Source organism: Paraburkholderia sp. SIMBA_030, assembly GCF_046535245.1.
Classification (GTDB): domain Bacteria; phylum Pseudomonadota; class Gammaproteobacteria; order Burkholderiales; family Burkholderiaceae; genus Paraburkholderia.
The window spans coordinates 52,945-77,942 of record NZ_JAWRXB010000015.1 but is presented as its reverse complement, the minus strand read 5'-3'; the positions used below and the strand labels follow the sequence as shown (position 1 = coordinate 77,942).

Here is a 24,998-nt window from a genome sequence, read left to right as displayed (position 1 = left end):
TCGTTGGCTTCACGCGGTGCGGGTGATTGTGGCAGACGGTAGTGAGAAGGTCGGCGGGCGGCCGTCCGTAGGGACAGCGACCCGCCATGACTGGCTACTTCGGATCTCGCGCATCAGGCAATGCAAGCCTGCCCGATGCACTCGAACCGGACCACGCGACGACCTGCTTAATCGTCGTCGTCGTCGGCAGCAGCGACCGTCTTCGTGCCGTCGGCTGCGACCTTCGAATAGATCGAGTGCGGGACGGGATACGGCTTGTCACCCATCACGCCCTTCCACTGCACGCGATTGAACAGATCCGGCGGAATACGATCTTCCCTGGAGAAGTCGAAGTCCTTCGTCGCGTTCGCCCAGTACGTCGCGTCATGCAGCGGATGAATGTCCTCACCTTGGGCAAACTGGTTGCCGTCGGTGCCGCTCGCCACGTTGCCCACGTTCGTGCTCTTCAGGATCGTCGAAGCAACGGCCGTGTAGGTCCACGAACCGTCCGACTTCGTGTCGAAGAGGTCGGTCATCGGACGCGCGTACGCCGTGTTCAGGTCGATATGCTGGGTACCGAGCACGTCTTCCATGGTACGAAGCGCGTTGACCTGGCTGTAGGCGGTGCTGACGACGGCGTGCTTCTTCACGTACGGGCCGACGACGTAAGCGGTCGAGCGGTGCGAGTCAACGTGATCGGAACCGGCTTGCGAGTCATCCTCGACCACCACGATCAGCGTTTCCCGCGCATACGGGCTGTGCGCGACGGTTTCGACCAGCTTTCCAACTGCGAAGTCGTTATCGGCTTCTTCCTGCTCAGCCGAACCCATCTGGCCGACGTTCTGGGCAAAGCTGCCGGTGTGGTCGGAGCCCATGCGGACCATTTCAAACGACGGGAGCTGGCCGTTCGCGACGTACTGCTGGAACTCGCGGTTCCATTCGAGTTCGCGGAAGGTGTCGGGATAGGCCTGGTCGAAGCCGCGGTAGTACTGGTCCGTCAGGTTCACGAGCGAGGGCTTGAGCGGGTGCGCCTGGACGATGCTGGCACCGGCCGGATTGAGCAGCGGGTTGGCGATCGTGCCGATCGTACCGACGTTGTTGACCATGCCGCCGTAGTTGCGGACCGCACCGCCGGCTTGCAGAACCGCGTCGTAGATGCTCGCCTTCTGATAGCCGAACGGCGCATCCGGCACCGTCACGTCGGCGATGCCCGGCAGCGCGTTGGCCGCGCCGCCCGGCAGCGACGACGTGGCGCTCGTGAAGCTGCCATTCGTGGCGAAGTCGCGCATGGCGGTGGTGGGGAGGCCAACCGGCAGACCGCGGTTGGAGCCTTCGGATTCATACGCCATGCCGCGGCTGACGGCAGCGTAGTTCTCCTGCTGCGAAACTTCCTCGGTCGGCGTCACGTGTGCGTGCTGCACCCACGACCAGCCGTCCATCGAACCGTCGCCGGGATCGGTGAAGTTGTCGAGCGTGACGAAGTTGCTGGAGATGTTGTGGAAGTTCGGCGTGGTGGCCTTGCCGTACATCGTCAGCGTCGGATCGCCGTTCGAGCCGTTGCCGAGGTCGCCGAGGATCTGGTCGAACGTGCGGTTTTCCTTCACGACGTAGATCACGTGCCTGATGCGAGCGCGCAAGAAGTTCATCGTCTCGCGATCGCTATCCGACTCCTTCTCCGAGTAGTGGTTATTTTCGTCCACCTGGGTGGTCAGCTGGGCAAGCACATCGCCCGTCGGGACCGGTGCGCTGACGAGGCTGCCCTGTTCCAGGCCAAACTGATACTGGGCCGAGGTACCCGAGGTGAAGAGGGGGTTCGGGCCCGTGACCGACTTGCCGTTGATGAGGTACATCTGCGAGCCATCGGCGCTCAGCGTGATGTCCTTCGGCGCATAGGCGGTCGGGATCAGACCGTTGACGTGGTAGCCGTTCTCGCCAGTGAGCGAGATCACCGCGATCGAGTTGTCGCCGTTGTTGACCGCATACAGGGTCTTGCCGTCCTTCGAAACAGTCACGTTGACCGTATCGCGGCCGCTGTATTTCTTGGTATTGCCACTACCCTGATCGATGCCGTCGCCATTCTGGCTGGCGATGTCGATCGCTTTCTCAATCCTGTGGCTGGCGGTATCGATGACGGCGACCTGGTCGACGTTCGATACGGCGACGTAGAGCTTCGACTGATCAGGCGAGAAGGCCATGCCGTATGCATTGCCTTTCACCGGGATGCGCGTGATGAACTGCGGCGCAGCCGGGTTCGCCAGGTTCAGCACCACGACTTCACGGTCACGCACCGACGAGATGAACGCGGTCCCGTCGGCCTTCAGCGAAACGGCCCACGGGTATTCGCCACCAGGGACGCCCTGCTGGCCCGACGTGTTGAACGGACGCAGGTCGTATTCGGAAACGAGCGTGTTCGAGCCCGTATCGATGATGGAGATCGAATCGTTGTAGTTGTTGACAACGACCAGGTTCCGGCCGTCAGCGGAGACAGCCAGGCCGCCGGCGTTCGGCTTGACGCCCGAACCGATACCCTTCGTGTGGTTCAGTGCAATGGCTGCGGTCTGGGACCATTGGGCCGGCGGGGCAGCCGAACCACGGTTGTACACATAGACCTTGTCGTCGGCGCCGCCGGTGCCGTACAGCGTCTGGTTGCCGTTCCAGGCGAGACCGTCGAACGCGTTGCTCTGGTGAATGGCTTGCACCAGCTTCGGGTTGGCCTTGTTCGCGCCCGACACGTCGTAGATGAAGATGTACTGGGTCGAGTCAGCCCTGTCCAGCGTGCTGTTGTTGGCGCCCGTGTAGACGGTGTTGTAGCCGGCGGTGATCACGGCCAGCGTATTGCCGTCCGGGCTGAGCTGCGACTTGATGGCACCGCTGACCACCTGGGTCGGCTTGTTCGAAAGCTGCGGATTCAGCAACTGCTGGACGGCGCCCGGAATGGCTCTCGGGGAGATGAACTGGCCGGTCGGCAACAGTTCCATGTTGCTTTGAGGTGCTGCGCCTGCTTGAAGGGTTGGGAAGAGTATAGAGCCAGTAAGTAATCCTAATGTAATGCTAGACTGAACCAGTCTGCATTTTTTCATTTTATATCTCCAGAAAACAAACAGAATTGAAATCTCTGCTCCTGAACTGACTTTCTCAGATCTGTTTTTGTTACCCTGATCCAAAATTGGAGCTGACTGTGCTGGGCGTTCGTGTTCCTCAGCCAGCAAACTTTATCGTTTGCGTATGTCAGAGACGTGAATCAAGGCGTGGCGGGAAATATGCGGATCGACTGGTTGCAAAGAAAATTGTTATTCGGAGTCCCAGAATTTTTGCCTTTATAAACAGCCTCTCGATGCATGCACTTTTTTCCGACACTGATGCCCAGCTCATTCTCTTTAATAAAAAATTACCGGAGATTGAATGCATTCCGTAAGTCTGCGCAACGTGTAAATAGAGTGATTTTCATTCTCATAGTTAGTCGAACGCGCTAGATTCGATGGCGATGCAAAGGGATTTTTTCTGCGCCCAGAAACGGTTCTACTGAGATGGACCCGACGCGGTATTGTCACGTTGTTGGCAGGTTGAGGGAGATGCGGCGACAATGCCAAGCATGAAACGAGCCACTTTGCCGCCGCGCGCCGGTCACCGACACCATTTCCTATGCGCCGCTTCAAATCAACGCGTCATCTGCAACGCTTCGCTTCGGTCCACGACCAGGTCTCCAATCTCTTCATGCATTGCCGCTGCCATTGCGACGCAAGGCAAAAGCGGGCGCTACGAATCCATGCCTTCGCGGCCTGGCAGAGCGTGCCGTGCGCTCCGATTCTGAGGCGCCTTGCAGCTTACGTTAGTTATCCTGACACACTGAGTGGGCCACTCGCCGGCTAACAACTTGACAGTACAGGGCGGAAAACTCGCACCAACCAACGCGGGTGCGCGAGAAGGTGATGCGCCGCTTGAAATCAGCGCGTCACCTGCAACGCTTCACTTCGGTCCACGGCCAGGTCGCCAATCTCTTCATGCATTGCCGCTACCACAGCGACGCAAGGCAAAAGCGGGGCGCTACGCATCCAGGCCTTCGAGGCTTGGGAAAGCGTGACGTGTGCTTTAGGTCTGGAGCGAGCTCGGGAATGTCAGCCTTCGCCGCCGGATAGCTGCGCAGCTGGTCTGTAACGATTCTGCGCGGCACCGGGTTTGAACGCAGTGATAAAGCGATTTCGTTTTCTTCATCGCTTCATTCTACCGCCGCTCCCCATCAACCTGACAGAGCCACGCAGTGGACCAGCACGGTGCGGTGCTTGACGTACTGGTGCAAAGCCGACGAGACAGGTACGCGGCCAAGCGCCTCATGCGTAAACTACTCAAGAAGCAAGGACGCGCATCGCCTGTGCTGATCGCAGACAAAGTCAGGAGCTACGCCGCAGCACCCAAGGATCTCGGGCTGAACGTGCAACACCGGTGGCACAAAGAGCTTAACAACTGGGCGGCTGATTCGCATCAGCCAACGCGGGTGCGCGAGAAGGTGATGCGCCGCTTCAAATCAGCGCGCCACCTGCAGCGATTCACGTCGGTCCACGACTAGGTGGCAAACCTGTTCATGCACTGCCGCTGCAACGCGAACGCGTAAGACAAACGGCAGGCGCGCACGCAGGCTTTTGATGCGTCGTAAAACCGTGACCGGCAACTCAATACTGGATCGTCTCAACGCGTAAATAAGAAATACTGATGTTCAACGTCTTCGCTCGCTCAACCATCGACAATATGACAGTACCTGCCGAAGACCTAACGGACACCGTACTTTTTTGACAAAATAAGACTTCTAGAACTTATGCCGGATTCCGACACGAGCGACTGCTTGATGACGATTCGAAGAAGGCGACAAATCTGCGATGTTTGCGACCGCCGCGTGTCCGGTCGAGTCGTCTCCGCTAACCGTCTGCCATTCGCCTGAAATATAGACATCAGTGCGCTTGGACAGCTTGTGATTCACACCGGCGGAGAGCTGATTGTATTTGGCGCCCCCAATGATTTGAGTCACGGCGTTCCCTTTCAGGAAGTTATAGGCCGCTCCAACCGACCAATCCGGGGCAATCAGGTACTGCAGGCTGACTTCCGCGTCGTTGAAGTCCGCACTGCTTTCATCAAGCGCGGTAATGTTCGAATAGCGAATGTTCGAATAGGTCGCGCCCATGATGACCTGTCCGAACGTATATGAACCGCCGGCCGCTATGACCTGGTACGTTCTTGCCGACGCATAGCCGCTGTAGATCGGGCTCGGGGTCAGCCCGTTCGACGTCGCGGTATCGGTTGGGTTGCTCCCGAACAGGGACGTCGCCGGATTGTTGACGTGTGAATATGCCACGGACATGCCAAGCGGGCCCCTCACGAAATGGGCTCCGAAAGAGTAGGTCTGATTGGTTGCAAGCGAGCCGGGCACACCGCCGAAGCTGTAGAGGCTTTCAAAACTCAAACCGCCGTAGTTGGGGCTCTGGTACTTGATTGAATTGTTCTGGCGACGTGTGAAGTTGAAATTGTCGAGGTCGCCGGGGTGTGCCGCATGGTCCGAGCCAAGATTTGAATCACCGAACTCGTATATTCCTACGTAGTCGATGATGGGATCATATTGCCGCCCGAGCGTCACGGTGCCATACCGGTCGCTCGACAATCCGACAAAGGCCTGTCGGCCAAATTCATCGCCGCCTTGCGCGAGATTTCCGGTATTGAGTTCAAAGCCGTTCTCTAGTGCGAAGATCGCCTTGAGGCCGCCGCCGAGATCTTCGGATCCTTTGAGTCCCCAACGGGACCCATTCAGACCGTTGTTAGCATCGAGTCGGAACAGTCTGCCGCCGCTTTTGCTGCCGGTAACAGGCACATTACTGATTGCTTCGAAGCCCTCATCAATGATGCCGTACAAGGTAATGCTGCTTTGCGCATGTGCGGCAGGGACGGACACAACAAAAGCACATGTCACCAGGATTTTTTTCATTAGCAAACTCGCAGGATGCCGGCGTCGCCCGCAGCGCGTGGAGAGCGCAAGCAGATCCGACAATGCCGAAGCGGAAGAAAGAAAAATCAAAGCCAACGGACGAAACGAGCGCCAGTCGAATTTATTCCGCAGACTTTTCAAAGAGCGAGTCCGTGACAGTTCTTGCAGCTCCGCTTAGAGTTGGCTACTCCGGCTGAACAAGCGTTAGCCGAGATCAGTTATCGGGAGGATATGGATAGGACGCGTTGATCCAGCCGAGCACCGGCACTAACACCAAGGTGGCGTAGAGCAGAAGATGCGTAATACGCGAGACGATGCTGAGTAGCGGCGACAGTTCGTCCGACGTGCGCTCCTCAAGCTGGTTCGATTGGATTGATGAAGCACGCCGGCTACTTCTATGCAGCGAACAGCCCGGCGTCGGCGGGCCCGCGCAGCCCGGCAGCGGGTTGGAACAGCACGTCAGACGGCACGTTCGATGGCCCGATCAACAGTGGATCCCAGACCGCGCACTCGCTCGGGATTGCCCGCGTCGCAGGCCAATATACGCTTGGGCCGTTCACGCTCGGGGCCGCCTACAGCAACTCGCAGTACCGCCGCGACAGCGCCTCGGTGTTCGATTCGAACGAAAAGTACAACACGGGTCAGGGTTTCGTGAACTATCAAGCCACCAAAGCCCTTCTGGTCGGCCTGGGCTACAGCTATACGAAGTCGAGCGGCGATACCTCCGCGACGTATCACCAGGTCTCGCTCGGCGCTGACTATTCCCTTTCGAAGCGCACCGATGTGTATGTGACCGCCGCCTATCAGCATGCGAGCGGCGAAACTGGCAACGGCACGGGCGGCACGATGGCGGCGCAAGCCTCGATCGGCTCGTACGGATACGCGGGCACCAGCACGCAGGAAATGGTCAACCTCGGCCTGCGTCACAAGTTCTAGAAGACCTGTTGCATGCGCCGTGCAACGAAACGGGCCAGCGACGGACCTGTGGGATGCCGTCAATGCAACTGTGATTTCTCGATCAGGCGCTCGAGCGAGCGCTTCAAATGTTTGGAGTTGCGTGGCCCCTCGAAGTCATTCGCGACACCCCTCGACTGCGGCATCGTGGGTTCGCGGCCAGGCAGGTAGGAAAAAGCGCCCGGACCGTAAGGGCCTGGGCGAAGCCATCGGGAGCCCGACGGAGGAGGTATCTAAAACGGAACTGGCCCGCTAGGCGTTACCTCGATAGCGGGCCAGTTCTGGGAATGGGGGCGTGCAGAGGTGCTGCGCGCTCAGAGGACGATGCTCGGCGACCGGATGGGGCGCCAGCGGCTCGTCAACGCGGACCACACAGCTGTATGACCGGCGCCGCGACGAGATCAGATGGGGCGGTGGCGGGTACCGCTACTCTCGCCGCCGACGTCGTCGAAGTCGGTGCCGGTAGAGCATCGGCGGCAGGCACGGGAACCCTGATGTGTCACTTTATTCTGGCGACTGCGCTGATAGCGCTGGCCGGCCATGCGCATGCTGGCCTGACGTGAGGCCATCGAGCAGTCGCCGTCGCAGTAAATCTGCCCGCGGTCGCAACGGCGACAAACGATGACCTGCGCCCGGCATCGGGCGCACCCTTAGAGGCGGCCTGTGGCCGACATCGGCAATCCCCGTCAATGCCGATGCGATATCGACAGGGCTGACGGGGGTGCCATACTTGGCGGGCACCCGTACCCTGTCGTGCGCGTGTTGGGCTCGACACCGGAGTGAACTTGGCGGTTTGTGCCGGTGTCGGGCCTGTTTCTTCGGCGGTAACCTTCTTCTACCGCATCCAGACCCCTGCGTCACCCCTTCCTGAAGCGAACCGCGCCGGGCGCGTCTGCACTCGCCCTTCGGGCTCCTTCCGACGCACCCGGTACCGCCCATCGGTACCCGCACCAGCCATCACGAAGCAGCTCCGAAGATCAGACGCGCTTCCCGTTTCTCATCGACGCCGCCGTCTTGTGTCGGATTCTGACCGCCGTTCACAATCGGATGGGTCTTGCGAGATGGGGCGGCTTCATGACCTGAGTGCAGGGTTCGGGCGGTCCGGCGCAGGCCACGGCAGACACAGCTTTTTCAAGCGAATCCGCGGATTCGCCTTTTGTCTTTTTGGGGCGCTCAAGTACTCGCAAGCATGAAATTCCAGTAGCTGGTTGTGATGCTTCACAATAACCAGCATCTGCGTTTTCCTCAAGCAGGCCGATATATCCGTGCCTGAATGAGCAAAGCGTCGCGAGGAGCCGGTGTGCAACTGCGGAACCACGGCCAGCGAGCCGGGCTGTCCACACGTCAGTGCGGGCAGCACAGTTGTGCACGGACGAGCGCGGCATGCCCGCGACCTGGAAGTTATCCCCATATTCCCTCACTAGCGCACCAATCCAGCCGCCTGTTTCTATTGCCGTTTCTTCGGATCAGATGACGTTTCTGTGAAAGTTGTGCACCGAAAAGGTGGATGAACCTGTGGATAACTTATAGGGCAACGGCTGTAAGCATTTGATTGCGTGCAGGTTTGCTGCGATGCGCTACGAAACGGCACCACCGTACCGCCTCCGCTGCACGACGCTCTTCCAGGTTTCCCGGTTCCATTCCTGTCGGGAGAACCCTATCAGCACGTCGGATAGCGGGGATTCGAACCCCGATAAGCCATCATCGGATGCCCTCAAGATTCGGACTACGTTAGGCGTCCCAGTGGGCGTTTCGAATAACCCTTAACGTCTTGAGCCCGTCGTCGTCGGATGGGGATCGGCCAGTTTCGGACGTTCGACGCCCCCGCGTAGATCGTCGACGATCAGCGCACTAACGAACTGAGATTCACGCCGCATCTGTCTCGGCGCAACATGCTAATCATCGTGACGCGTTCCTGGCGGTCGCACCTTGCCACTGCCGGAACCACTCATCGCGAAAACGGTCTATAGCAATACCGCCCTTTTTGGGGAGATCACAAATGGCCGCCACGCAATCAGGGGCGATGCCCCTCTCCGATGAGGACGCCCGGCTTCAATTGCGCCGCGCCGTCATCGCGAGCACGATTGGTACTACGATCGAGTGGTACGACTTCTTCCTCTACAGTACGGTCACCGGCCTGGTTTTCGCCAAGCTGTATTTTCCCGGATCGGACCCACTCGTCGGCACGCTGCAGGCTTTTCTAATCTACGCCGTTGGCTTTGTAGCGAGGCCGGTTGGCGCGGCCATTTTCGGCCATTACGGCGATCGCATCGGACGCAAGGCCACGCTGATCGCGACGCTGTTACTGATGGGACTCGCCACGTTTGCCGTGGCCTTTGTTCCGACCTATGCGACGATCGGCATCTGGGGCGCCGTCGCGCTCACGGTGCTGCGCTTCATCCAGGGGGTGGGCGTCGGCGGCGAATGGGGTGGCTCGGTCTTGATGTCGATGGAATGGGCGCGCACCAACGCGCATCGCGGCTTTGTCGCCTCCTGGCCGCAGTTCGGGGTGCCGGCGGGACTGTTCCTGGCCAATCTGGCAGTGCTGGCCGTGAGTCAGATCTCCGGCAGCGGTTTCCTCACGTGGGGCTGGCGCGTACCTTTCCTCATCAGTATCGTACTGGTCGCGATTGGCCTCTACATTCGCCTGAATATTCTCGAGACGCCGATCTTTGCGCGGCTCCTGGCTGAACGCAAGATCGAGAAGACGCCGATGCTCGAGGTATTGCGCCGCCAGCCAAAAGACATCCTTCTCTCGGCCTTTGCGCGCATGGCCGAACAGGCACCTTTCTATATTTTCACGGCCTTCGTCTTCACCTATGGCGTCACGACACTGGGCGTGACACGCGACCTGCTGCTGACGGCGGTGCTGGCGGCATCCGTGCTGGAATTCTTCACCATCCCGTTCTTTGGGCACGTGTCCGATCTGATCGGACGGCGGCGGATGTACATGATCGGCGCCGCCGCCGTCGGCGTATTCGGCTTCCTCTATTTTGCGATGGTCGACACCAGGAATCCAGTGTGGATCTTCGCGGCCATCGTGCTCTCGCTGGTACCGCATTCAATGATGTACGGTCCCCAAGCCGCCTTGATCGCTGAATCCTTCACGGGGCGGCTGCGTTACAGCGGTGCGTCCATGGGCTACCAGTTGGCTTCAGTCATTGCGGGCGGCCCGGCGCCGCTGATTGCGACTGCGCTCTTCGCTTACTACCATTCGGGCTATGCTATCGCGGGCTATGTCCTCGTGTGCGCGGTGCTCAGCCTGATCGCCGCTTCGCGTCTGGGGGATTACACGAACAAGGACATCTCGCGGGAATACGACGATGCGCGGACTAAGGGCGACGGCGGACACGCGGCCCCGGCCGCATGATCAATCATGCTTGCAGCTACTTCCGCCAATACGCAAGGGTGAGCGGCTCAGACCGGGTGCAGCACGCCCACGCGGTGGCGGTGGCGTTGACGCGGCGACCCACGAGCATCGCCTCGTTATGCACGCTGGCGAAGAGATCGGCCTGCGCCAAGATTTTGTGCGGTCGGATCGTTCTCGGCAAACACTGGGGCGTCCGCGCGCGACTCAGTTCACAGAACCATCGTATCTACTGCACTCGTTCCCATCACGCTAATACCCGCTATCCTTGGTCGGAATAAGGTCGCCCATCCCACGCCCTTATGAACAGACTGTGGCGGGGCAAGCAACACTTTGACGCCTCCGCTTATCGGGTCCCGCCGTTGTCGTTCAGGGTTGTTCGACGCCTGCCCTTGTCTGCTGCCGCGTGAGCGCACGACGACGCGTGCGGGCAGGCGTTGGACAAGCTTTAACGCGTGCTGCCGATCGCCGGCTCGGCAGTTTCAGGCGGCGTATGCCGATTGCATCGGGCAGCACCAGGCCATGAAGAGTCAGTCGCGCCACGCAAGCGAATGACCGATCCCCTTCGAATTGCGGACGATGACCGGCACTCAAAGCTCGCGTGCGAACGACAACCTGAAGCACTGCCGCCGTCCACCCGTCACCAACGGCGATGTCTTCGAATGGCGAAGTGTATGGCCGGCGATGGCGAAGACGCTAGGCGTGAATGTGGGAGGCGACGAGCCTACCAATGTGGCGCAGTACATTCGCGATAACGCCGACGTCTGGGCGAAGATCGTCGCCAAGTACGGCCTTGCGAGTGGTGATCTTCGTTCGTTTGTCGGACAGGGTGATCAACATGCCGACTTTGCGTTTGCATCTGGAGCCCCTGCGGGCCCCGTCGCTTTTGTCAGCACGATCAAGCTTCGCAAAGCCGGATTCAACGCTGCGGTCGACACTCGGGACGCATTCTGCGACGCTCTTCAGTCTTTCATCGATCAAAAGCTTTTGCCGCCGGCGCTGTAATCATGGCGTGTTGACGCAACGCGGGAAGGTGAAGGAATTTCGTCACCGGCGTGACCCCGACTGGGTGGTCGCTTCCGGTGCTCCCGCGTGTGTCCTTCAGCAGATATATGAGCTGGTCGTACCGCACGGTCAGCGACTTGCTCACCTTGCGCGGTTCGCGCCACGTGAGCACCAGATCAAGAGTCTTGTCAGCCCGCAGCGGCCGGTGAGCATCGGACCCGCTCCCGGATGATGCCTAGGGCACGTTGGGCCAGATCGTCGTCCAATCTCCGATTCCCGCGCATGCCGTGCTTGCTCGAGACCAGTCCAGCAGCGCCAGACTCACGATACCGCGTCACCAGGCGGCGTATCTGCGGTGCCGTCAATCCCAGACGTTCAGCGGCACCTGGCAAGCCGGACGGGCGAGTTCACTATGATTTGATTTTCTGTCTGTCCGCCATCGCCTGGCCGGTTATCTCCAGTTTCACCGAGGATCGGATTGCCGCGCGGGCTGCGAAGCGGCATCCCAATAGACGTTGAAGCCCATCAATGAAGTGAGCGTTTGCGCTGCGCGCTTCATCATCTCGCCGACCTCGGCCATCGACGGCACGGGCGCATCGTCGATTCGCTCGATATATGGGGTAGTCAGTGCCGCAATGGCATGACCGTCCCAGCCGAACACAGGGTAGGCCAGATTTTTCACGCCTTTGACCTGGCGGCTGGACATGCGCGCGTAGCCGTGTTTCCGGATCTGTGCAAGGTCCGTCGCAAGCTGTTGCGGGTCCATGGCTCGCTCGCCGTCCACCGGAACATGCAGCTCGAGCATCTCGACGCGTTGGGGTTGTTCCTGGAAGGCGAGCAACACCTGCCCCGACGCGGTATCCGTGAGTCCGATCAACGTGCCGACCTTCAACGCAAAACTCCAACGCTCCGGACTTTCGACGCCGGCGACGATCAACACGCGTCCCTTCTGATGCACACACAGGTGAAACGACTGTCCGGCCTGCTTGGCGAGCTGCGTCATCAGCGGCAGCGCGGTCGACACTAGCGAGCGCACCGGCTGATGCCGGTGCGCCATCTGGAAGAGGAGCAGCGACAGGACGTAGCGGTCGCCGATCGTGTGTAGATAACCGCGCGCTTCCAGCGTCACGACCATCCGGAATATTTCGGCGGTGGTGCGGCCGAGTTCTTTCGCGAGTTCCGCGAGCGACAAACCCTCCGCGTGGTCGGCCAGCAGTTCGATGATGTCCAGGCCTTTTTCCAGTGCCGGTGCCGAATAGCGCGTTGCGTTGGCGTTCAAGTTTCCTCCTGAAATCCCAGATGAGACGGCGCACATGATAACCAGACGGATTGTAGGGCGACAGCAGGCTGTCTGAGCATGAATCAGTCCGTCCGACGGACGGGGAAAACACCTATCAAGTTTTCATCAATAAAATGAAATTTCATATATACAATGAAAACCATGACGCGGCGAGAGCGGTCAGCTGCGCTCGACAGCCGGTTACCGAATAACCCGGAAAGGAGGGCGGATGGCAGCCGTCGCATTCGAGCAGGTCAAAAAGTCGTTTGGTGAGCAGCAGGTGTTGAAGCAGATCGACCTGCAGGTTCCGGACGGGGAATTTCTCGTACTGGTCGGGCCGAGCGGATGCGGGAAATCCACGCTGCTACGTGCATTGGCGGGCCTCGAAAGCGTCAGCCATGGGCGCATCGTGATAGACGGCGAGATCGTCAATGCGCGGCCGCCGCGCGATCGCGATATCGCGATGGTTTTCCAGAACTACGCGCTCTATCCGCACATGACGGTGCTCGAAAACCTGACCTTCGCGCTCAAGCTGCGCAATCGCGATCCGCAGGAGATTGCCTCGCGGGCGCAAAAGGCGGCGCAGATGCTGGGTCTGCAGGATCTGCTCGACCGTCACCCCCGCCATCTATCGGGCGGTCAGCGGCAGCGGGTGGCAATGGGCCGCGCGATCGTGCGCGACCCGAAGGTGTTCCTGTTCGATGAGCCGCTCTCGAATCTCGATGCGAGGCTACGCGTGCAGATGCGCGCGGAGATCAAGGCGCTGCACCAGCGCTTGCGTGCCACGACAGTCTATGTGACTCATGACCAGATCGAGGCGATGACGATGGCAGACCGCATCGTCGTGCTCAACGGCGGCGTGATCGAACAGATTGGCACACCGCTCGCGCTGTATGACGATCCCGACAATCTCTTCGTAGCGGGCTTCATCGGCTCGCCTGCGATGAACTTCTTCGCGGGCACTTACGAACGGCAGGGGGACGGCGCATGCGTGCGCATCGGCGGGCTTGCGTTGCCGGCGCCGCTCGTGAACGCCACGAACGGACAAGAGGTGACGTACGGCGTTCGTCCCGAGCATCTGAGCCTTGCCGGCGCGAACGGCATGCCGTTCGCGCTTGAAGTGGTCGAACCGACCGGTGCGGCGACCGAATTGTTCGGCACTGTCGCCGGCCAGGCCTGTTGCGCGATGCTGACCGGCCGTACCGATGTGCGAGCCGGCACCACTATCGCGCTGCTAGCGGACCCAGCCAGGGTGCTCGTGTTCGACCACACCAGCGGGCGACGGCTGCGCTAAACAGGATGGCGAGCCAAACCGTCGCGGGGCTCGCATTGCACAGTTGCCGCCGGTAAGCCGCGCGGCCCACGGCGGAACCCTTACAAGAGGAGACAATGATGCGTTATAAAACCATGTTCAGGCTCGCAGCTTCGGTATTCGCGCTCGCGGGTATTGTCGCGTCGGGTCTCGCGCATGCCGACGGCGAATATAAGGGCTACACGCTGCGGGTCAAGCTGATCGGCGGCGTGCAGTACGAGGCGTTGTATACGCGGATTCCGCTGTGGGAAAAACAGACGGGCGCGAAAGTCGAGATCGTGTCGCGCAAGAGCCATTTCGAACTCGATCGCGAGCTGAAGCAGGACATCGCATCCGGTCACATCGACTATTGCGTGTCATCCAATCACACAAATTTCTCGGCACAGTACCCAATTTTTCGTGATCTTAAGGCGCTGTTTCCGGCCAGTTATCTGGCCGCGTTTTCGCCGAGCCTGCTCAAGGAGTCCGAGATCAAAGGACATCTGGTGCAGATTCCACGCTCGGTGGATATCGAGGCGCTCTACTACAACAAGGTGGCCTACGACGATCCGGCCAACCAGAGCGCCTATCGCCGGCAGTTTGGCGAGACGCTTGCACCGCCGAAGACCTACGCTGAATTTGCCCAGCAGGCGAAGTTCTTCACCAAGGCGCCGAACTTTTACGGCACGCAGTTCCCCGGCAAGGACGAAGCGATCACCGGCACGTTCTATTCGCTGCTGATCGCCAATGGCGGCCAGTTGCTGGATGGGAAAAGCCGTCCGGCGTTCAACTCGCCGATCGGCGTCAAGACGCTGAACTGGTTTGTGGATCTATACAAGGCGGGAGCCGTACCCAAGGGGGTGCCGAGCTATGTCTGGGACGATCTGGGCAACAACTTCGCTGCAGGCAAGGTGGCGCTGGATCTCGATTGGCCAGGCTTCGCTTCGTTCTACAACGATCCGAAGACTTCCCAAATGGCCGGCAAGGTGGGCGTGGTGCCGGCACCGCTCGGCATTGCCAACAAGCGGCCGGGCTGGTCAGGTTCGCATAGCTTCTCGATCACGAAGACCTGTGACCGCCCGGAAGTCGCGGCGAGCTTCATCCAGTTCCTGACGAACTTCGATTCGCAGATGGTGGAGGCGCGGCTCGGGACCATCCCGTCGCGGGTCGATGCGCAGCAGGCGGTCGTGAAGGAGTTCGAGGCGAAACAGGATACGTATATGGCGCATGCGATCTCGGTGTTCAGCACGGCGGCTCGGCAGGATGCCTTTACGCCTCCGCGGATCCAGCAATGGGACGAGATCTCCAATGCGCTGTGGCCGGAACTGCAGAAGGCGCTGATCGGCGACAAATCGTCCCAGCAGGCGCTTGACGATGCGGCGAAAAAAGTCTCCGACATCATGCAGGACGCATCCAACTAGTGACATGCATGGCGCGGCCTGCGCGAGGCGCCATGCAGTCGATTCGCTTTCCCCCGCTTCAATATGCGCTCACCTATGCGATTCAATATCCGCTATTCGCCTGCCGCACAATCCCCCGGGCCGGCCCTGCATGAGAGCCTGGCGGTGCCGCTGAGACTGCTACTGCCAGCGTTTTTTTCGGTGGCGATCGTCGTTGTGCTGCCGCTGCTTTTCTCGCTCTACACGAGTTTCACCGCGTACCGGCTCATCGATCCGGACACGATCTGGAATGTCATCGGTCTGCGAAACTATCTGCGGGCGTTTGCGAACGGGGACTTCTGGGCCGCGTTCGGCCGTACCGTGCTGTTCCTGACGATTGCGCTGAATCTGGAGCTGTTGCTGGGCCTCGGGATCGCGCTACTGCTCAATCAGATTGTGAAAGGCCAGCGCGCGCTGCGCACCGTCATGATGTTCCCGATGATGTTTTCGCCGGTGCTGGTCGGTTTTCAGTTCAAGTTCATGCTTAACGACAGCACGGGCGTCATCAACCATGTACTGCAAACGGCATTCGGACTGAAGACCACGATTCCGTTTCTGGTCAATGCGCAATCGGCGCTTGCTTCACTGATTGCGGCGGAGGTATGGAATTCGACGCCGGTGTTCGCGGTGATTCTGCTCGCCGGCCTGATGGCGCTGCCGAAGGATCCGATCGAAGCGTCCAAAGTCGATGGCTGCACGGCGTGGCAAACCTTCCGCTACGTGACGCTGCCTTACTTGATGCCGTTCATCTATATCGCGATGACGATCCGCTCGCTGGACGTCGGCCGGGCTTATGACATCGTACGCATCATGACCAATGGCGGTCCCGGCGGACGTACCGAATTGCTTTGGACGATGGTAGGCCGCATCGCCTACGACGATTCGCGCATGGGTTACGCGAATGCCATCGGCTACGTGTCTGTGCTCGTATCGGTGCTGTTCACGCTGTACTTTTTTCGCAAGCTCAACGCAGCGCGTAAACACATGGGGCCGGCATGACATCATGAGTACTACTTTCAATAAGGTTTCTACATTCGATTCGCTGCGAGCGCCGCTGAAACGGGGCGCCCTGTGGTTCGCGGTCTTCCTCGTGATGACGGTCATCTGTCTGCCAGGCCTTTGGGTCATGCTCAACGCCTTCCGCTCGAATGTCGCGATCCTGTCGAATCAGCCGCTGCTCGATGCCGGCAGTTATACGCTCGACAACTTCCGCAATGTGTTCGGCTTTGGCGGGATGGCGTCGCTGCCGATTCGTCAGTACTTCGTGAATTCGGTGGTGATTTCTGTCGCGAGCACGGTCGCGGCAATCGTGATCGGGGTGCTCGGCGGCTATGCGTTTGCGCGTTTCGAGTTCCGCCACAAGAAGCTGTTGTTCGTGGTGCTGATGCTCACGCGTGCGATTCCAGGTATCGCGCTCTCGCTGCCGATCTTCATGCTGTGGGCGTGGACGGGTTTGCTCGACACGCGCATCGGCGTGATTATCGTCTACCTCGCGATGAACGTGCCGTTCACCGTCTGGCTGATCGACGGGTTCTTTCGCGAAGTGCCGGCGGAACTCGCCGAGGCCGCTCAGATCGACGGCTGCAGCCGTTGGCAGGCGTTCTGGCATATCGAGCTGCCACTCGCCCGCTCGGGCGTGGCGTCGGCTGCGATCTTCGCGTTTCTGACCAGCTGGAACGAGTTCGCGCTGGCGTCGCAACTGTGCCGCAGCCCCGATACCAAAACCCTGCCTGTCGGCTTGATGGACTTTACCGCGCAGTTCACGGTGGACTGGGCCGGGATGTGCACGATGGCCGTGATCATCATCATTCCGGCCATCATCCTCACGTTCATCGTTCAGAAACACCTGATCGCAGGTCTCACGCTTGGCGGCGTCAAAGGATAGAACAACCATGACCCTCATCGAAGCCGTAGAAATCCGCCAGGTCGACCTTCAGCCGAAGGTGCGGCGCACGGATGCCATCCAGTCGTTCGTCGTTCAGGAAACGGTGCTGGTCACGATCCGTTGTAGTGACGGCAGCGCCGGCACAGGCTACACGTACACGATCGGCACGGGCGGCTCGTCGATCGTCGCGTTGCTGCACGACCATCTGGCGCCGCAACTTATCGGCCGCAATCCCGCGGAATATGAAGCGATCTGGCGACATCTGTTTTATCACACGCACGCGACGGCGGTCGGCGCGATCACGAGTCTCGCGCTGGCTGCGATCGACACCGCGCTGTGGGATCGCAATACGCGTGTGGCAGGCTTGCCGTTGTGGGTTGCGGCGGGCGGCGCGAAGCAGCGCGTGCGAACTTACACGACGGAGGGCGGCTGGCTGCACCTGTCCGGGAGCGAGCTTGTCGAGCAGACCCTGCGGGCGCAGGAATTCGGATTCTGCGGCGCGAAGCTGAAAGTCGGGCGCCCGCATCTTTCCGAAGATGTGCGGCGACTTGCGGCCGTGCGAGAAGCGGTCGGCGACGGCTTCGAGCTGATGGTCGACGCGAATCAGGGGTTCACGCTCTCGGAGGCGCTGCGGCGAGCGCACGCGTTCGAGCCGCTGCACCTCGCGTGGCTGGAAGAACCGCTGCCTGCCGAAAACATCGCCGGCCATCGGCAACTGAGCGCAGCCACTGCGGTGCCGGTTGCGGTCGGTGAATCGATGTATCACCCCGCGCAGTTCGCGGAATATATGAAGGCCGACGCCTGCTCGATCGTACAGGCAGACGTGGCGCGCGTCGGCGGCATCACGCCGTGGCTGAAGATTGCTCATTTTGCCGAGGCGATGAACATTGCAATCTGCCCGCATTTCCTGATGGAACTGCACGTGAGCCTGTGCGCTGCGGTGCCGAACGCCGTGTGGGTCGAATACATTCCGCAGATCGATACGCTTACGGACTCGCGTGTGAAGATTGAGCAGGGGTACGCGGTCGCGCCGGACGAGCCCGGTCTTGGCATCGATTGGGACTGGGATGTGATTCGCGCGAGCCAGCACGTGCATAAGTCGATCGGTACACGCGCCACGCGTGTCGCGGCGGGAGGCGGATGATGGACCGCGAAAAGCGCGGAAAATTACACGACCTTTGGAGAACGCGATGAGACGCTGCCTGATGTTGGACCTCAAGGATTCCCCTGATCTCATCGCCGAGTACGAGGCCATGCACCGCGCGATCTGGCCGGAGGTGGCGAGTCACCTTCGCACCCAAGGTGTCACCTGCATGGAAATCTTCCGGCTGGGGACCCGGCTATGCATGCTGATGGAGACGGATGACACAATCTTCAGCGCTCAGCGCATTGCGGATGCTGAAGCGAACGATCCGGTGCTGACGGAATGGCAGCGTCTGATGTGGGATTTCCAGACCCCAACGCCATGGACTCCGCCCGGTGAGAAATGGGTCGAAGCGGCGCTCATCTTTGACCTGTCACGGCAACCATAATGGGGTGGTTCGAAGGCGCCTCGTTTACCCGCCAGACGCATTAACCGGCTTGCGGCGCCCGGCTTTCGCGATGGTGATCCGCGGCGAGGAACATATACATGGCGGGTACCACGAACAGCGTGAAGAGGGTGCCGATCGACAGCCCCGTGAAGATAACGAGCCCCATTGCATTGCGGCCTGCCGCGCCGGCCCCCGAGGCGATCACGAGCGGCACCACGCCGAGCACCATCGCCGCCGTCGTCATCAGGATCGGGCGCAGCCGCACGCCCGCTGCTTCCTCCAGCGCGTCGCGCTTCGATCTGCCCGCGCGTTGCAACTGGTTGGCGAACTGGACGATCAGGATGCCGTGCTTGCTGACGAGCCCCATCAGCGTGACGAGCCCGACCTGCGTGTAGATGTTCAGCGTCGTCAAGCCGATGTTGATGAAGATAAGCGCGCCGAACAGCGCCATCGGTACTGAAACCAGAATCACGATCGGGTCGCGGAAGCTTTCGAACTGCGCGGCCAGCGCGAGGAACACGATGATCGTCGCGAACATCAGCGTGATGACGAAGCCGCCGGATTCCTGCACGAACTGCCGCGACAGGCCCGAGTAATCCGCCGCATATCCCGCTGGCGCAACCTGAGCGGTCGCCTTGCGCAGGAAATCGAGCACCTCGCCTTGCGACACGTCCGGCACGATCACGCCCGAGATCGTCGCGGAGTTGAGCTGCTGGAAGTGGTTGATGGACTCCGGCACGACGTTGTGCTCGATATGAGCGATCGTCGACGCGGGAATGACACTGCCGTCCGGCGTGCGCAGATAGTAATCGAGCACCTGCGACGGATTCAGCCGGTCGGTCTGCAACACCTGCGGAATCACCTTGTACGAGCGTCCGGCAATCGAAAAGTAGTTGACGTAACCGCCGCCGAGCGCCGAGCCGAGCGCTTGCCCGACATCGCTCTGCGAGAGCCCGAGCGAGGCCACCTTGTCGCGGTCGACGACGAGCGTGGCTCCCGGCTTGTCGAGCTTGAGATCGCTGTCGACGAAGAAGAACATCCCGCTCGCGCGCGCTTTTTGCAGGACTGCCTGCGATACCTCGTTGAGGTTTTCGAAAGGTTCGGTCGTGCTGATCACGAACTGCACCGGCAGCCCTTGCGAGCCCGGCAGCGGCGGGAACTGGAACGCCGCGACGCGAGCACCGGCAATCTCGTTCCATTTCTGCTGCAGTTCCTGCTGCAACTGCGTCGCGCCCTTGCCGCGCTTGTCCCACGTCTTGAACAGCACGCCGCCGATCCCCTGATTGAGGGTGGGCGCGCCGGTGAGCTGGAACATCTGCGCATATTCGGGGAGCCGTTTGGAGATATCGAACACCTGGTCCGCATACATCTGCATCTGCTGGATCGTCGCGTTCGGCGGCCCCTGGACCTGCGACAGCACGATGCCCTGATCTTCCTGCGGCGCGAGTTCCGATTTCGACGTCATGAACAGGTAGACCGCGCCGCCGAGCAGCAGCGCACCCATCACGGTGAATACCGGCCAGGTGTCGAGCGTCGCGTGCAATAGCCGGCCATAGCCGCGATGCACGCGTTCGAACTGGCGATCGACGAAGCGCGCGAAGCGCCCGGATTCCTGGTCCGCGCGAAAAAAGCGCGAGCACATCATCGGCGACAAAGTCAGCGCGATCACGCCGGACACCGTCACCGCACCCGCGAGCGAGAACGCGAACTCGGTGAAGAGGGCGCCCGTCAGGCCGCCCTGAAAGCCGATCGGCAGATACACGGCGACCAGCACGACGGTCATCGCGAGGATCGGTCCGCCGAGTTCGCGCGCGGCGATCAGCGCGGCATCGAAGGGCGCCTTGCCTTCCTCCTTCATATGACGATCGACGTTTTCGACGACGATGATCGCGTCGTCCACCACGAGCCCGATCGCGAGCACGAGCGCGAGCAGCGTCAGCAGATTGATCGAATAGCCGAGCAACTGCATCACGAAGAACGTGCCGATCAGCGAGAGCGGCATCGCGATCACCGGCACGACGACCGCGCGGAAACTGCCGAGGAACAGGAAGATGACCGCAGTGACGATCAGCAACGCTTCGACCAGCGTCTTGATGACTTCGCTGATCGCCGTATTAACGAAATCGGTGGCGTCGTAAACGATCTCCCCGGTCATGCCGATCGGAAACTGCGTCTGCAGCGACGGAAAGACCGCGCGCACGCGCCTGGCCACATCGAGTATGTTCGCGTCCGGCGCGACCTTGATGCCGATGAACACCGAACGCTTGCCGCTGAAGGCGACGTTGAAGTCGTAGCTGTCGGCGCCGAGCACGACGTTCGCCACGTCTTCGAGGCGCACGATCGCACCGCTCTTCTGCTTGACGACGAGCTGCTTGAAGTCGTTGACCGTATGCAGGTCGGTGCCCGCGTTCAGGTCGACGCTGACCATTTGTCCCTTGGTCGTACCGAGCGTCGCAAGGTAGTTGTTGTTGCCGAGCGCCGTGAAGACATCGGCCGCCGTCACGCCGTGTGCGGCGAGGCGCGTCGAATCGAGCCACGCGCGCAACGCGAACTGCCGTCCGCCGAGAACTTCGGCCGTCTGCACGCCTTCGATCGAATCGAGCTTGGGCTTGACCACGCGCAGCAGGTAGTCGGTGACGTTGTTGCTCGGCAGCACGTCGCTGTAAAAGCCCATGTACATCGCGTCGGTGGTTTGCCCGACCTGCACCTTCAGCACGGGCTGCTGCGCTTGCGGCGGCAACTGGTTGCGCACGGACTGGATCTGCGTGTTGATTTCCGTCAGCGCGCGGTTCGCGTCATAGTTCAGGCGCAGTGTCGCGGTGATGGTCGACACGCCGGTGCTGCTGGTCGAAGACAGGTAGTCGATGCCTTGCGCCTGGGCGATCGCCGCCTCGAGCGGCTGCGTGATAAAGCCGGCGACGGTATCGGCATTCGCGCCGTAATAGGCAGTGCTGATCGTGACGACCGCGTTTTCGGTCTGCGGATACTGTCTGACTTTCAGGGCGTCGAGCGAGCGCAGCCCGAGCACGAGAATCAGCAGACTGACCACGGAAGCGAGTACGGGCCGCTGGATGAAGAGATCGGTGAATTTCATCGCGCGGCCTCTCTATTGTTCCTGAGGCGTGGGATTCGGATTGTCCGACGGCTGCACGCGGTTATCGATCACGAGCGACATGCCGTTCTTCAGTTTGAGCTGCCCGCTCGTGACGACCTGCGTGCCTTCGGCGACACCCTTCAGGATCGCCACCTGATCGCCGCGGGTCGGCCCCGGCGTGACGAACACCTGCTGCGCGACCGGCAAGGTCTTACCTTGCGCGTTCGGTCGCGTGCCCGGTTTGACGATGAACACGGTCGCGCCATACGGGTTGTAGGTGATGGCCGTTTGCGGCAACGTCAGGTAGCGCTGCGCGACGCCGGCATCGATCTTCACGTTCGCGTACATGCCGGGCAGCAGCTTGCGTTCGTGGTTGTCCACCGTCGCTTCGATCTGCACGTTGCGCGTCGCGCTATCGACTTTCGGGTTGAGCGACTGGATCTTGCCGGCGAACGTTTTCCCGCCGAACGCATTGGTTTCGACCATGACGCTCTGGCCGGTCGCGAGCTGGCCGAGCTGCTGCTGCGGCAGGTAGAAGTCGGCGTAGATCGGGTCGACGGCTTGCAGGGTCACGATTGCATCGCCGGGATTGATGTATTGCCCCGGATTGACCGTCGTGATGCCCAGGCGCCCGGCAAACGGTGCGCGGATGGTCTTCTTGTCGACGAGCGCGGCCTGTTGCGCGACTTGTGCTTTCTTGCTTTTCAGGTCGGCGGCGTCCGCGTCGAGTTGGGCCTTGGCAATCGCCTTGATGTCGTATTGCGCCTTGTCTCGCTGGTAGACAGTCTGTGCGAGTTCTGCTGCTGCCTGTAGCGATTGAAGCAGCGCCACGTCGCTGTCGGCGTTGAGTCGGACAAGGACTTGTCCGGTCTTCGCTTCCTGACCCGAACTGAACGCGACCTCGCGCACGAGGCCCGCGACCTCGGTGGTCACGTCGACGCCGCGCACCGCACGCAGGCTGCCGACCGCGGCAAGCTGCGGCTGCCACGACTGATAGCTGGCGACCACTGCCGAGACAGTGGCGGGCGGCGCGGCATTGCTCGCCATGAACTTCGCGAACATGTACGTCCTGAACTGATTGAAGCCGACGAGTGCCGCCAGCAGCAGGCCGACACAGATCAGCATGATCGTCATCCGCCTGGCCAACTTTGGTTTTTCAGTCATTGTCATGTCCTTCTTCGGCATCGAACGAAGCGCCGAAACGCATGCTCCTGATGGAGCGTGGCGCCAAGCCCGCTGCGTCGAGTGCGCTGTCGGCGTGTGTCATTGGCGCGTCATTGCGTTGCGGGCGCGGCGGGCGCGGCAGAGGCGTTCCACCAGCCGCCGCCGAGCGCCTGAAACAGCGCCGCGGTGTCGGCGTAGCGCGACGCCTGCGCCTGCGCGAGGCTCACCACTGTTTGCTGGTACTGACGTTGGGCGTCGAGCAGCGACAGGTAGCTCACGCCGCCGATCCGATACTGTCCGCGCGTGAGTTCGAGCGAGTCGCTCGCGGCATGCCAGGCGTCCGTTTGCGCTTTCAGGCCGGTGGCATCGTGATCGAGTGCGCGCAGCGAGTCCGCGACGTTCTGGAACGCGAGCAGCACCGTTTCGCGGTATTGCGCGTCGGCCTGTTCGTACGCCGCCTCGGCCGCGCGCTTCTGCGCCGTGAGTTGACCGCCGTGGAAGAGCGGTTGCAACAGGCTCGCGCCCAGGCTCCAGATCGTGCTGCCGGCCTTGAACACCTGGGCCGGCGTCAATGCCTCGGCGCCGTAGCTCGCGGACAGCGTGATCTGCGGGTACATCGCGGCCGTTGCCACGCCGATTTGCGCGCTGGCCTGATGCAGGACGGCGTCGGCCGCGAGGATGTCGGGCCGCTGCCTCACCAGCGCCGACGGCAGGCTCACCGGCAGCGTCTGCGGCAGCGAAAACATGTCGAGCCTGAATTCGGGCAGCGCGGCGTCGCTGGGCAGCTTGCCGGCCAGCACGGCGAGCAGGTGGCGCGCCTGGTCGAGCTGTTGCAGCAGGGGCGGCAGCGTCGCGCGGGTTTGCGCCAGTAGCGTCTGCTGCGCGAGCACCGCCGTGCGACCCACGCCGCCCAGCTCGAACTGCTTGCCGAGCACGCCCAGTTGCTCATCCTCCTCGGCGGCGATGCGTTCGGTGGCTTCGATCTGGGCGCGCAGCGAGGCTTCCTTGACCGCGGCCGTCACGATGTTGGCCGACATCGCGAGATAGGCGGCCTGCAACTGGTAGCGCTGGTAATCGACCTGCGCGTGCAGCGCTTCGAGTTCGCGCCGCGTGCCACCGAATACGTCGAGCTTGTACGACACGTTGACCGACGCGTTGTAGAGATTGAATTCCTCGGTGAGTCCGGGCTGACCGAAGGTGATCCCGTTGAATTTTTCGCGCGTGGCGCCAAGTTGCGCATCCACACTGGGCAGCAGCGTGCCGGCTTGCGCCGAGAAATTCTCGTGAGCCTGCCGCAACGCAGCCTGCGCCGCGGCGACGTTCGGGCTGTTGGCAAAAGCGTCGCGGATCAGCGTATCGAGCGGCTCGCAATGAAACAGGGCCCACCAGGCGGCGGGAATGTCCTGGCCCGGCGCAAAGCGCTGCGGCAAGCCGGCGGCGCCCGGCGCGGAGGCCGTCTGCTCGGGCAATGGCGTGGTGGTGTAGGTGTCGGTAGGTGGGGCAGCGGGCGAGCGATAGTCCGGGCCGACCTTGCAGCCGGCCAGTGCTGCACAGCCGCAAAGCGCGGCGCACAGGCGCCGCCGCCAGACAAAACGCGGGTTGACGTCGATCATCGATCCACCTTATATCGCCTGCGTTTAGCCTAAACGAGGGAGCGGACACGGATATTCATGCAACGTGAGCTTTCGATGTTTTTCCTGACGCCGGGTTCATCGTGCCGGCCGATCTCTGCGCGTAGCCTAGCACGGTCGATCGCTGCGCTCGCGCGCGAGATCGCGTAGTCACGGTTCGGCGGAGCGGCGATATCGCCCTGATTGATCGCGGGTAGCGGCGGTTGACCTGGCCGCATCGAGGAAAACCCTGATGCGCCGGGGTTGGACGTGACGGACGACTCGCTTCGCATCGCGAGGAGCCGTGCCGACGTGGGGAAGATCAGACTCTGGCGGCCGCGTTTTTGCGCGGCGGGCATTAACCGGCCGTTCAGCCCGCCTCATCTCGACAGCGTGATTGACGCACGCGATGGCGGTGCGGCGCGCGGCGC

The 24,998-nt window shown here is 61.2% G+C and carries 15 protein-coding genes and 4 pseudogenes; 11 read left to right on the top strand and 8 right to left on the bottom strand.

Translation table 11 applies throughout. The features are described from left to right. Nucleotides 1-167 precede the first annotated feature (167 nt). Entirely contained in the window at nt 168-2,957 is a 2,790-nt protein-coding gene (locus SB772_RS24945) for a beta-propeller fold lactonase family protein (RefSeq protein ID WP_410835871.1), read from the bottom strand. 906 nt (nt 2,958-3,863) lie between these two features. Between SB772_RS24945 and SB772_RS24940 the strand changes: the two are divergent. Then, nucleotides 3,864-3,980: pseudogene (locus SB772_RS24940) on the top strand (IS6 family transposase); the annotation flags it as partial. An 83-nt stretch (nt 3,981-4,063) separates the two neighbouring features. Here the strand turns inward: SB772_RS24940 and SB772_RS24935 are convergent. Continuing rightward, nucleotides 4,064-4,165, bottom strand: a pseudogene (locus SB772_RS24935) (IS6 family transposase); the annotation flags it as partial. Between the two features lie 69 nt (nt 4,166-4,234). On the opposite strand from SB772_RS24935, the pseudogene SB772_RS24930 reads away from it, so the two are divergent. Further along, nucleotides 4,235-4,540, top strand: a pseudogene (locus tag SB772_RS24930) (DDE-type integrase/transposase/recombinase); the annotation flags it as partial. A gap of 240 nt (nt 4,541-4,780) precedes the next feature. Here SB772_RS24930 and SB772_RS24925 read toward each other — a convergent pair. After that, entirely contained in the window at nt 4,781-5,947 is a 1,167-nt protein-coding gene (locus SB772_RS24925) for a porin (protein WP_410835983.1), read from the bottom strand. Nucleotides 5,948-6,334: 387 nt separating this feature from the next. On the opposite strand from SB772_RS24925, the pseudogene SB772_RS24920 reads away from it, so the two are divergent. The 3 genes and pseudogenes from SB772_RS24920 to SB772_RS24910 form a co-directional block, all read left to right on the top strand. Beyond that, nucleotides 6,335-6,883, top strand: a pseudogene (locus SB772_RS24920) (porin); the annotation flags it as partial. A 2,017-nt stretch (nt 6,884-8,900) separates the two neighbouring features. Then, a complete protein-coding gene (locus SB772_RS24915; RefSeq protein ID WP_410835870.1) occupies nt 8,901-10,271 on the top strand; it encodes an MFS transporter in 1,371 nt (456 codons plus the stop codon). 681 nt (nt 10,272-10,952) lie between these two features. Next, the gene (locus SB772_RS24910) at nt 10,953-11,273 is read left to right on the top strand and encodes a hypothetical protein (RefSeq protein ID WP_410835869.1); all 321 of its coding nucleotides are present in this window, start codon (nt 10,953-10,955) and stop codon (nt 11,271-11,273) included. A gap of 188 nt (nt 11,274-11,461) precedes the next feature. On the opposite strand, the gene SB772_RS24905 is transcribed toward SB772_RS24910, so the two are convergent. After that, a complete protein-coding gene (locus SB772_RS24905; RefSeq protein ID WP_410835868.1) occupies nt 11,462-11,665 on the bottom strand; it encodes a helix-turn-helix domain-containing protein in 204 nt (67 codons plus the stop codon). A 71-nt stretch (nt 11,666-11,736) separates the two neighbouring features. Then, nucleotides 11,737-12,552 carry an IclR family transcriptional regulator gene (locus tag SB772_RS24900; protein ID WP_410835867.1) on the bottom strand — a complete coding sequence of 272 codons (816 nt, stop codon included), beginning with the start codon at nt 12,550-12,552 and terminating at the stop codon, nt 11,737-11,739. Between the two features lie 229 nt (nt 12,553-12,781). On the opposite strand from SB772_RS24900, the gene SB772_RS24895 reads away from it, so the two are divergent. From SB772_RS24895 to SB772_RS24870, 6 genes are all read left to right on the top strand, one after another. Further along, nucleotides 12,782-13,846: an ABC transporter ATP-binding protein gene (locus tag SB772_RS24895; RefSeq protein WP_410835866.1), complete on the top strand. Its 1,065-nt coding sequence runs from the start codon at nt 12,782-12,784 to the stop codon at nt 13,844-13,846. A gap of 95 nt (nt 13,847-13,941) precedes the next feature. Continuing rightward, nucleotides 13,942-15,264: an ABC transporter substrate-binding protein gene (locus SB772_RS24890; RefSeq protein WP_410835865.1), complete on the top strand. Its 1,323-nt coding sequence runs from the start codon at nt 13,942-13,944 to the stop codon at nt 15,262-15,264. A 75-nt stretch (nt 15,265-15,339) separates the two neighbouring features. Next, nucleotides 15,340-16,281 carry a carbohydrate ABC transporter permease gene (locus SB772_RS24885; protein WP_410835864.1) on the top strand — a complete coding sequence of 314 codons (942 nt, stop codon included), beginning with the start codon at nt 15,340-15,342 and terminating at the stop codon, nt 16,279-16,281. A gap of 4 nt (nt 16,282-16,285) precedes the next feature. Next, nucleotides 16,286-17,167, top strand: coding sequence for a carbohydrate ABC transporter permease (locus SB772_RS24880; RefSeq protein ID WP_410835863.1), 882 nt, complete (start codon nt 16,286-16,288; stop codon nt 17,165-17,167). 7 nt (nt 17,168-17,174) lie between these two features. Continuing rightward, on the top strand, nt 17,175-18,311 hold the full coding sequence (locus SB772_RS24875) for a mandelate racemase/muconate lactonizing enzyme family protein (RefSeq protein WP_410835862.1): 1,137 nt from the start codon (nt 17,175-17,177) through the stop codon (nt 18,309-18,311). 46 nt (nt 18,312-18,357) lie between these two features. Next, nucleotides 18,358-18,699 (top strand): L-rhamnose mutarotase, encoded by a 342-nt coding sequence (locus SB772_RS24870; protein WP_410835861.1) that lies wholly within the window; start codon nt 18,358-18,360, stop codon nt 18,697-18,699. A 40-nt stretch (nt 18,700-18,739) separates the two neighbouring features. Here SB772_RS24870 and SB772_RS24865 read toward each other — a convergent pair whose 3' ends face one another. The 3 genes from SB772_RS24865 to SB772_RS24855 form a co-directional block, all read right to left on the bottom strand. Beyond that, complete coding sequence (locus SB772_RS24865) at nt 18,740-21,793, bottom strand: efflux RND transporter permease subunit (protein WP_410835860.1); 3,054 nt, start codon at nt 21,791-21,793, stop codon at nt 18,740-18,742. A gap of 12 nt (nt 21,794-21,805) precedes the next feature. Next, entirely contained in the window at nt 21,806-22,957 is a 1,152-nt protein-coding gene (locus tag SB772_RS24860) for an efflux RND transporter periplasmic adaptor subunit (RefSeq protein WP_410835859.1), read from the bottom strand. 110 nt (nt 22,958-23,067) lie between these two features. Further along, the gene (locus tag SB772_RS24855) at nt 23,068-24,570 is read right to left on the bottom strand and encodes an efflux transporter outer membrane subunit (RefSeq protein ID WP_410835858.1); all 1,503 of its coding nucleotides are present in this window, start codon (nt 24,568-24,570) and stop codon (nt 23,068-23,070) included. Between the last annotated feature and the right edge of the window lie 428 nt (nt 24,571-24,998).

Excerpts from the sequence above, each read along its gene's own strand:
- SB772_RS24870 (WP_410835861.1), top strand. The coding sequence starts at position 18,358 with ATGAGACGCTGCCTGATGTTGGACCTCAAGGATTCCCCTGATCTCATC.
- SB772_RS24895 (WP_410835866.1), top strand. The coding sequence starts at position 12,782 with ATGGCAGCCGTCGCATTCGAGCAGGTCAAAAAGTCGTTTGGTGAGCAG.
- SB772_RS24910 (WP_410835869.1), top strand. The coding sequence starts at position 10,953 with ATGGCGAAGACGCTAGGCGTGAATGTGGGAGGCGACGAGCCTACCAAT.
- SB772_RS24860 (WP_410835859.1), bottom strand. The coding sequence starts at position 22,957 with ATGACTGAAAAACCAAAGTTGGCCAGGCGGATGACGATCATGCTGATC.
- SB772_RS24855 (WP_410835858.1), bottom strand. The coding sequence starts at position 24,570 with ATGATCGACGTCAACCCGCGTTTTGTCTGGCGGCGGCGCCTGTGCGCC.
- SB772_RS24875 (WP_410835862.1), top strand. The coding sequence starts at position 17,175 with ATGACCCTCATCGAAGCCGTAGAAATCCGCCAGGTCGACCTTCAGCCG.
- SB772_RS24885 (WP_410835864.1), top strand. The coding sequence starts at position 15,340 with ATGCGATTCAATATCCGCTATTCGCCTGCCGCACAATCCCCCGGGCCG.
- SB772_RS24925 (WP_410835983.1), bottom strand. The coding sequence starts at position 5,947 with ATGAAAAAAATCCTGGTGACATGTGCTTTTGTTGTGTCCGTCCCTGCC.
- SB772_RS24865 (WP_410835860.1), bottom strand. The coding sequence starts at position 21,793 with ATGAAATTCACCGATCTCTTCATCCAGCGGCCCGTACTCGCTTCCGTG.
- SB772_RS24890 (WP_410835865.1), top strand. The coding sequence starts at position 13,942 with ATGATGCGTTATAAAACCATGTTCAGGCTCGCAGCTTCGGTATTCGCG.
- SB772_RS24915 (WP_410835870.1), top strand. The coding sequence starts at position 8,901 with ATGGCCGCCACGCAATCAGGGGCGATGCCCCTCTCCGATGAGGACGCC.
- SB772_RS24945 (WP_410835871.1), bottom strand. The coding sequence starts at position 2,957 with ATGGAACTGTTGCCGACCGGCCAGTTCATCTCCCCGAGAGCCATTCCG.
- SB772_RS24880 (WP_410835863.1), top strand. The coding sequence starts at position 16,286 with ATGAGTACTACTTTCAATAAGGTTTCTACATTCGATTCGCTGCGAGCG.